The sequence below is a fragment of the Rhodococcus mengyinensis genome (assembly GCF_048381435.1).
GTDB classification, from domain to species: domain Bacteria; phylum Actinomycetota; class Actinomycetes; order Mycobacteriales; family Mycobacteriaceae; genus Rhodococcus_F; species Rhodococcus_F opacus_D.
Window position 1 is genome coordinate 69390 of sequence record NZ_JBLWIT010000136.1, and the last position, 7725, is coordinate 77114.

9 protein-coding genes are annotated in these 7725 nt (G+C 69.7%); 8 read left to right on the forward strand and 1 reads right to left on the reverse strand.

Translation table 11 applies throughout. From position 1 onward, the window contains the following. The first annotated feature begins 117 nt into the window (after positions 1-117). The 5 genes from ACNJ7E_RS33990 (at position 118) to ACNJ7E_RS34010 (ending at position 4814) form a co-directional block, all read left to right on the forward strand. Positions 118-1047 (forward strand): aldo/keto reductase, encoded by a 930-nt coding sequence (locus tag ACNJ7E_RS33990; protein WP_280780035.1) that lies wholly within the window; start codon positions 118-120, stop codon positions 1045-1047. 98 nt (positions 1048-1145) lie between these two features. Then, positions 1146-1832, forward strand: a complete 687-nt coding sequence (locus ACNJ7E_RS33995; protein WP_280780034.1) for a biliverdin-producing heme oxygenase — start codon at positions 1146-1148, stop codon at positions 1830-1832. Beyond that, positions 1829-2869, forward strand: a complete 1041-nt coding sequence (locus ACNJ7E_RS34000; protein ID WP_280780033.1) for a heme/hemin ABC transporter substrate-binding protein — start codon at positions 1829-1831, stop codon at positions 2867-2869. Before ACNJ7E_RS33995 ends, ACNJ7E_RS34000 begins: the two co-directional genes overlap by 4 nt. Continuing rightward, positions 2866-3939, forward strand: coding sequence for a FecCD family ABC transporter permease (locus ACNJ7E_RS34005; RefSeq protein ID WP_418341961.1), 1074 nt, complete (start codon positions 2866-2868; stop codon positions 3937-3939). Before ACNJ7E_RS34000 ends, ACNJ7E_RS34005 begins: the two co-directional genes overlap by 4 nt. Continuing rightward, entirely contained in the window at positions 3936-4814 is an 879-nt protein-coding gene (locus ACNJ7E_RS34010) for a heme ABC transporter ATP-binding protein (RefSeq protein WP_418341962.1), read from the forward strand. The genes ACNJ7E_RS34005 and ACNJ7E_RS34010 overlap by 4 nt, the downstream gene beginning before the upstream one ends. Before the next feature lie 10 nt (positions 4815-4824). Here the strand turns inward: ACNJ7E_RS34010 and ACNJ7E_RS34015 are convergent, their stop codons facing one another. Continuing rightward, the gene (locus tag ACNJ7E_RS34015; RefSeq protein ID WP_005243085.1) at positions 4825-5178 is read right to left on the reverse strand and encodes a hypothetical protein; all 354 of its coding nucleotides are present in this window, start codon (positions 5176-5178) and stop codon (positions 4825-4827) included. Between the two features lie 185 nt (positions 5179-5363). On the opposite strand from ACNJ7E_RS34015, the gene ACNJ7E_RS34020 reads away from it, so the two are divergent. The 3 genes from ACNJ7E_RS34020 to ACNJ7E_RS34030 are packed head-to-tail and all read left to right on the forward strand — an operon-like array spanning position 5364 to position 7695. After that, positions 5364-6374, forward strand: a complete 1011-nt coding sequence (locus ACNJ7E_RS34020) for an NHL repeat-containing protein (RefSeq protein ID WP_280780030.1) — start codon at positions 5364-5366, stop codon at positions 6372-6374. Next, positions 6375-6614, forward strand: coding sequence for a DUF5703 family protein (locus ACNJ7E_RS34025; protein WP_005243088.1), 240 nt, complete (start codon positions 6375-6377; stop codon positions 6612-6614). Positions 6615-6624: 10 nt separating this feature from the next. Next, the gene (locus ACNJ7E_RS34030) at positions 6625-7695 is read left to right on the forward strand and encodes a quinone-dependent dihydroorotate dehydrogenase (protein WP_317570573.1); all 1071 of its coding nucleotides are present in this window, start codon (positions 6625-6627) and stop codon (positions 7693-7695) included. Positions 7696-7725: the final 30 nt, after the last annotated feature.

The following is a 7725-nucleotide window of genomic DNA, read 5'->3' on the forward strand; positions in this document are numbered from 1 at the left end:
GACCCCCTGCCCCGCGATACCCCACTACTCTGCACCTGTGGTGGCCGGTTCCGGGGGGCACCAGCATCTTCGGGGGTGACGCCGGGGTTGCAGCTACGGTACGAGACGCAGGCGGTTATGGAACAGAGATCGGTCGGAGCAAGCGGGTTGCGAGTGTCACGACTCGGCCTGGGCACGCTCACCTGGGGTCGGGACACGGACGGCGACGAGGCCGCGGCGCAGATCGCGGCGTTCGTCGATGCGGGCGGAACGCTCGTCGACACCTCGCCCGCGTACGGCGACGGTGTGGCGCAGCGGATCCTGGCGGAACTGCTCGACGACGTGGTGCCGCGAACGGAACTCGTCCTGAGCTCGAGTTCCGGGATCAACCCGTCGGGTCCGTCACGAATCGACTGCTCGCGGCGCGGTCTCGTCGCCCAGCTCGACGCCACTCTGCGCGAACTCGGCACCGACTACCTGGACATGTGGCAGGTCGCCACCTGGGATCCGTTCACGCCGGTCGACGAGGTCGCCGCCACACTCGATTTCGCGGTGGCGAGCGGCCGGGTCCGGTACGTCGGGGCGCGGGGTTACCTCGGGTGGCAGCTGGCCACCGCGGCAGGCGCGTCCCGCGGCACCACGCTCGTCGCCACCCAGGTGGAGTACTCGCTGCTCGCCCGGGGAGTCGAGGAAGAACTGGTTCCGGCCGCGGTACATCACGGCATCGGTGTGTTCGCTGCGGTGCCGCTCGCCCGCGGAGTCCTGACCGGCAAATACCGCAACGGCATCCCCGTCGATTCCCGCGGTGCCGACGACGCGCACGCGCAGGACGTCCAGAGTTACCTCGGCGACTCCTCCGTCCGGGTGGTCGACGCGGTCGTGACCGCGGCCGACGGGCTCGGCACGTCCCCGCTGGCCGTCGCGCTCGCGTGGGCGCGCGACCGTCCGGGTGTTGCGAGCGCGGTCGTCGGGGCGAGGGACATCGCACAGCTGACCGGGGTGCTCGTCGCCGAGGAACTGGAGTTGCCCGCCGCGATCGCGGCGGCGCTCGACGACGTCAGCGCCTAGCGTGTGCAGGAGCAGGCAGACATACACCTGCAGTTCACGTGCAGGGCAGGCTAACCTGGTGCCCACCGGCCGACGCCCGTAGATCTGCAGGAGAGTCCATGACCACGCTGAACGAGGCCGACGCGGCCGATCGCCGAACCGTCGGCTTCGCCGAGCGCATCAAGGCGGGGACGGACGCCGCTCACCGGGAGACGGAGCAGTCCCGCTTCGTCGGGGCCCTCCTCGCCGGTGAACTCACCTCGGACGGCTACGCCGAACTGCTCGCGCAGACGTACCTCGTCTACCGCGAACTCGAGGACGCCGGGCGCACCCACACCGGCAACCCCGTCGCGTCGCCGTTTCTCCACGACGAACTGCTGCGGGTTCCGTCGCTGGAAGCGGATCTCGAGTTCCTGCGCGGGCCGTCGTGGCGCGAGACGGTGGCCGCACTGCCCGCCACCACCCGTTACGTGGAGCGGCTCCGCGAGGTGGCGTACGAGTGGCCCGCCGGTTTCGTTGCGCACCACTACATCCGGTACATGGGAGACCTGTCCGGCGGGCAGATCATCCGGCGCATGCTCGAACGCGCCTACGGGTACACCACCGACGGCCTGCAGTTCTACATCTTCGACGAGATCCCGAAACCGAAGGTGTTCAAGGACACCTACCGCGCGAAACTCGACGCCGCGCCCCTGACTCCGGCGGACCAGCAGCGGGTGATCGACGAGGTCAACCTCGCCTACCGGCTCAACGGCGACCTGTTCGCCGCCCTCGAAGCGGACATCGACCGGTACCTCGCACGATGAGATCGGTGTTCCGGACCCGCACGGACAGGTCGCTGTTCGCCGTTCTCGTCCTGCTTCTCGTGTCGGCGATAGCGGTGACGGCGTGCACATCCGGCGCCGGTGACAGCGCCGGCGGCACCGGCGGTGCGCGCACGGCGGTCCTCGACGACCTGAATCCCGAACCCCTCGAGTCCCCTGCCACGCCGGTGCTGCCCGTCACGGTCCGCAGTTTCGACGGGGTGGACGTGACGATCACGGACGCGAGCAGGATCGTGACCGCGGACCGCTACGGAACGCTCACCGAGACGGTCTTCGCACTCGGACTCGGCGACAACGTGGTGGGCCGGGACATCGCCTCCGAGTTCCCGGCCGCACAGGACGTGCCGGTGGTGACACCGGGCGGGCAGTCCCTCAACGCCGAGGCCATCCTCGACCTGGCGCCGACGGTGATCCTCACCGACACCAGCATCGGACCGCAGGCCGTGCAGGATCAGCTGCGGGCAGCCGGTGTTCCCGTCGTCTTCTTCGATCCGACGCGGACCCTCGAGGGCGTGCCCGATCAGATCACGGCGGTGGCGAATGCGCTCGGCGTGCCCGAGCAGGGCCGCGAACTCGCGGCCCGCACCGAGAGTGAGATCGCCGCCGCCCGGAGTCGCGCCCCCCAGGGCGACGATCCCCTGAAGATCGCGTTCCTCTATCTGCGCGGCACCGCGATCACCATGATCGGCGGCCCCGGGTCGGGCGCCGACTCGCTGATCGACGCGCTCGGCGCAGTCGACGCCGGCACCGCATCGGGCATCACGCAGCAGTTCGCGCCGATCACCAGCGAGGCTCTGATCGCCGCCGCTCCCGACGTCCTCCTGATGATGACGGGCGGGCTCGAATCGATCGGCGGCATCGAGGGACTCGAGAAGATCCCCGGGGTGGCGCAGACTCCGGCGGGCAAGAACCAGCGCGTCGTCGACATGCAGGACGGGGTGCTGCTCAGCTTCGGCCCCAACACGGGCCGTGTTCTCGGCGCGCTGGCCGACGCCGTCTACCCGACCGCCAATCCATGACCGTCGAAGACCTCCACGCTCCGGGTAAGCCTTCCTCACGCACTCGAACCGGTGCCGTTCTCGGCGGTCTGCTGATCGCCCTTGCTGTCGCCGCCGTCCTCTCGGCCTGCATCGGGCAGGTGCCGACCGGACCCGGAGAGGTTCTCGGCAGCATCCTGCACCGAATCGGACTGGATCTCGGGCCGATGCCCGCGCATCCCAGTGGTGAGGTGACGCTGTGGGAGGTTCGGTTCCCGCGCGTGGTCCTCGCCATCCTGGTCGGGGCGGCGCTCGGATGCGCGGGAGCGCTGCTGCAGGGTGTGTTCGCCAACCCGCTCGCCGAACCCGGCGTCATCGGGGTGTCGGCAGGCGCCGCGGTCGGCGCCAGCGCCGCCATCGTGGTCGGCGGCGCGTTCGCGGCCGGGTGGACGGTGGCCGCGGCCGCATTCGTCGCGGGCCTGATCACCACCGTCGCCGTGTACGTCCTCGCCCGGCACGAGGGCCGCACCGAGGTGGTCACCCTCGTCCTCACCGGGGTGGCGGTCAACGCGTTCGCCGGCGGCCTCATCGCCTTCTTCACGTTCATCGCGTCCCCCGCGGCGCGCGATCAGATCGTGTTCTGGCAACTGGGCAGCCTCAACGGGGCCACCTGGAACGCCGTCGCGGTGGTGGCGCCGATGACCGTCGCCGGGATCGCCGCCACGATGATGATCGCCGGGAAACTCGACCTGCTGTCTCTCGGCGAGAGCGCGGCCCGGCACCTCGGCCTCGACGTCGAGCGGCTGCGTCAGATCGCCGTGCTGATCGTCGCCCTGCTCGTCTCGTCCAGCGTGGCTTTCACCGGCATCATCCTGTTCGTCGGCCTGGTGGTCCCGCACCTGATGCGCATCGCCGTCGGGCCGGGCCACCGGGCCCTGATTCCGGCGAGCGCGCTGTGCGGCTCGCTCGTGCTGCTCCTCGCCGACCTGGGCGCCCGGTCCCTCGTGGCGAACGCGGACCTTCCGCTCGGGATGCTGACGGCCCTGGTCGGCGGGCCGTTCTTCTTCTGGTTGTTGCGCCGCACCCGGGCCAGTCAGGGCGGGTGGGCATGAGTCCGGCATTCCACCCGCTCCGCACCCGGGTCGGCGAGGCCATCGAGCAGAGCCTGTTCCGACGGACCGACCCGGTGCCCCCGCCGCGCTCCTCGGGGGCCGTGACGCTGCGGGCGGACGGCATCGCCGTCACCCGCGGGGGCAGGCCCGTGCTCGACGACGTGTCCGTGGACGTGCGGATCGGCGAGGTCCTCGTTCTCGTCGGCCCCAACGGGGCAGGCAAGTCGACCCTCCTCGCGGCGCTGTCGGGCGATCAGGACGTGCACACGGGAACCGTGCACCTCGACGACCGGGACCTCGGCGAGTGGACGGCGCTCGAGATGGCCCAGCGCCGGGCGGTCCTTCCCCAGCAGAACACGGTCGGATTCTCGTTCACCGCACGTCAGGTGATCACGATGGGCCGCTCACCGTGGGCGCGCACCCCCCTCTCCGACGACGACGCCGCCGCGATCGCCGAGGCCATGCGGATCTGCGACGTCGTGGCATTCGCCGACCGGCCGTTCACCGCGCTGTCGGGTGGCGAACGTGCCCGGGTGGCCCTGGCGCGGGTGCTGGCGCAGCGCACCGAGACGATCCTGCTCGACGAGCCCACCGCTGCCCTCGACCTCGGGCACCAGGAGACCGTGATGCGTCTCGCCCGCTCCCGCGCGGAGCAGGGCACCGCGGTGGTGGTCGTCCTCCACGACCTCGCGCTCGCCGCCGCATACGCCGACCGGATCGTGGTCCTCGAGCAGGGACGTGTCGCCGCCGACGGCCCGCCCGGCGACGTTCTGTCCGAGGAATTGCTGACCCGGGTGTACGGGCACCCCGTCGAGGTCATCGAGCACCCGGTGACCGGTGCGACCCTCGTCCTCCCCCGCCGCGACCGGCGCTAGACCGCGGGGTTCACAGCCCGTCGATGACCGCCCCGAGACGGCTGAGGACCGCACGGACGGTGATCCCGTCCTCCGGCCCTGCCACGTGGGAATCGGGATCGGACACGGCATCTCTCACGACGGCGACGATGCTGCGTTCATCGGTCAGGTCGATCTCCCGGACCGAGCGCCGCGCCGACGCGACGATGTCGTCCGGAGCCGGGACCTCGGTTTCCACGTCGGCGCGGTAGACCTCGACGTGCATCGTGCTCTTGCGCACCCGGAATGCGTAGGAGTTACCTTCTGCGGTCCGGCCGAAGCCGTGTGCGTGCGGTCCTACCGAGATGTCTTCGACGGTGAACGTCGGTGTTTCGGGTATTTCCACGGTCTTCTCCTCGATGACCTGGGCCGGCGATCGGGAGACCGCCGGGCGCGGGGTCGATGTTTCTCACGGTATCGCCTCGGCACCCGCTCGGCACCGACCGCATTTCGTGGGCGTTTCGCGGATCAGGGATGCTTGTGGGCAGTTGTACAGGTGTAGGTCGATGAGAGAACCCCGAGGAGCAGCACATGGGTAGACCGGGAGCGCGCGTCGTCGCCTCGTGTATCGGAGTGGCATTTCTACTGGTCACGGGCTGTTCGTCGAACTCCGACGAGGATCAGGCGATCACGATCGCGCCCGCGAGTGCCGCGCAGTCCCCGGCCCAGAACACCACGCCTGCCGGTGTCGTCCACCCTGTCGGCGTGCCGATCGAGTCCACCACATTCGACCCCGAGACCCGCACGACCGTCGTGCTGGGAGGCGAACGCAACCAGATCCTGCTGTTCCCGGCCGGCGATTTCACGGCGCCTCCGCGGGTGATTCCGCTGGACGACACCGTCGCCCAGGTCTCCCTTGCCCCCGGTGGTGTGGCGCTACTCGCCATGAACACCCAGGTAGGACGCCTGGACCTGCGGACGGGTGAGGTGACGTTCGTCCCCGCCGACGGCGACGTCCGGTCGGTCGCCCAACTGCCCGACGGGCGGCTGGCGATGGGCCTGGGCAATGGCGAGATTCACATCGTGAACACCGAGACGAACGAGTCACAGGTGATCGGCGGTCTCACGTCCGTCGACGGACTTGCCGTCGTCGGCGACTCGCTCACCGCTCTCGACCGTGGTCAGACGTCCGTCACCGCCATCGACGTCCCCGCTGCCGCGCTCGGTGTCGCGCTGCGCGCCGGGGAAGGCGCGACTCAACTCACGACCGATCACTACGGACGAATCCTCGTCACCGACACCACCGGCGACGAACTGCTCGCCTACACCACCGACACACTGATGCTCCGTCAGCGGTTCCCCGCCGGGCTCGCTCCGTACGCCGTCGCCTACGACGACACCGCCGACCGCGCGTGGGTCACGCTGACCGAGACCAACGAAGTGGTCGGATTCGACCTGTCGAGTGGTGTCGGCGTGGAAACGGCGCGGTATCCCACCGTCCGGCAGCCGAACTCTGTCACTGTGGATACCGTGAACGGTGACCTCCTGATCGGTTCCGCGACGGGAGACGGCCTACAGCAGATCCCGACGAGGAGTTCGTAGATGGCATCGCATTCACGTCGACTCCCCTCCGGGTGGGAGATCGAATCCGAGGACTTCGAGTACGTGCCGCTTCGGCTGCCACCCGACGTCACCCGCATCAGCGCTTCGATGAGGTTGGCCATCCAGGCGGAATTCGGTGGCTGGGAGCTGTCCCGAGTCCGCCTGTACTCCGACGGAAGCCGCCGTGTGCTGCTCAAACGAAGGAAGACCGCTCACCATGTCCCCGACCCCGCAATCTAGGGAGACCTCCTTGTACCACCTGCTGTTACGGGTGATGTTCCGCGTTCCTCCGGAGCGGATCCATCACCTGGCCTTCGCCGCGATGCGCCTGGTCACGCGGTTCTCGCCGCTGCGCCAGCTCGTCGGCAAGGTTCTCGTCGTGGACGATCCGGTACTGCGGAACACCGTGTTCGGACTCGACTTCCCGGCGCCGCTCGGACTCGCCGCCGGGTTCGACAAGGATGCGACCGGCGTCGACGCGTGGGGTCCCCTCGGCTTCGGGTTCGCCGAGGTGGGCACCGTCACCGCCCAGGCGCAGCCCGGCAACCCGACTCCCCGCCTGTTCCGCCTGCCCGCGGACCGCGCCCTGATCAACCGGATGGGTTTCAACAATCACGGTGCAGGCAATGCCGCCAATCATCTCCGTCAGCGTCGGGCCGGTGTGCCGATCGGCGCGAACATCGGCAAGACCAAGATCGTCGACGCCGCGGACGCCCCGGCCGATTACACGGCGAGCGCGCAACTGCTCGGTCCGCTGGCCGATTTCATGGTGGTCAACGTCAGCTCCCCGAACACCCCGGGACTGCGGGACCTGCAGGCCGTCGAATCTCTCCGACCTCTCCTGCGTGCCGTTCTCGACTGCGTGACCGTCCCGGTTCTGGTGAAGATCGCACCCGACCTGTCCGACGACGACGTCGACGCGGTCGCGGATCTCGCGCTCGAACTCGGCCTGGCGGGCATCGTCGCGACCAACACCACGATCCGCCGAGACGGGCTGAACACCCCGGACGACGCGGTGGCGGCGATCGGCGCGGGCGGGTTGTCGGGACCTCCGGTCGCCGAACGATCCCTCGAGGTCCTCCGCCGCCTGCACGCGCGGGTGGGTGATCGCCTGGTGCTGATCTCCGTCGGCGGCATCGAGACCGTCGACCAGGCGTGGGACCGGATCCTGGCCGGGGCGTCCCTCGTGCAGGGTTACACCGGATTCATCTACGGTGGGCCGTTCTGGGCACGCCGCATCCACAAGGGGCTGGCCCGGAAGGTGCGCGAGGCCGGCTACTCCTCCGTCGCCGATGCGGTCGGCGCAGGCGCCGTGCGCTGACACCGACCGCACACAGACAGGTGGCCGGCG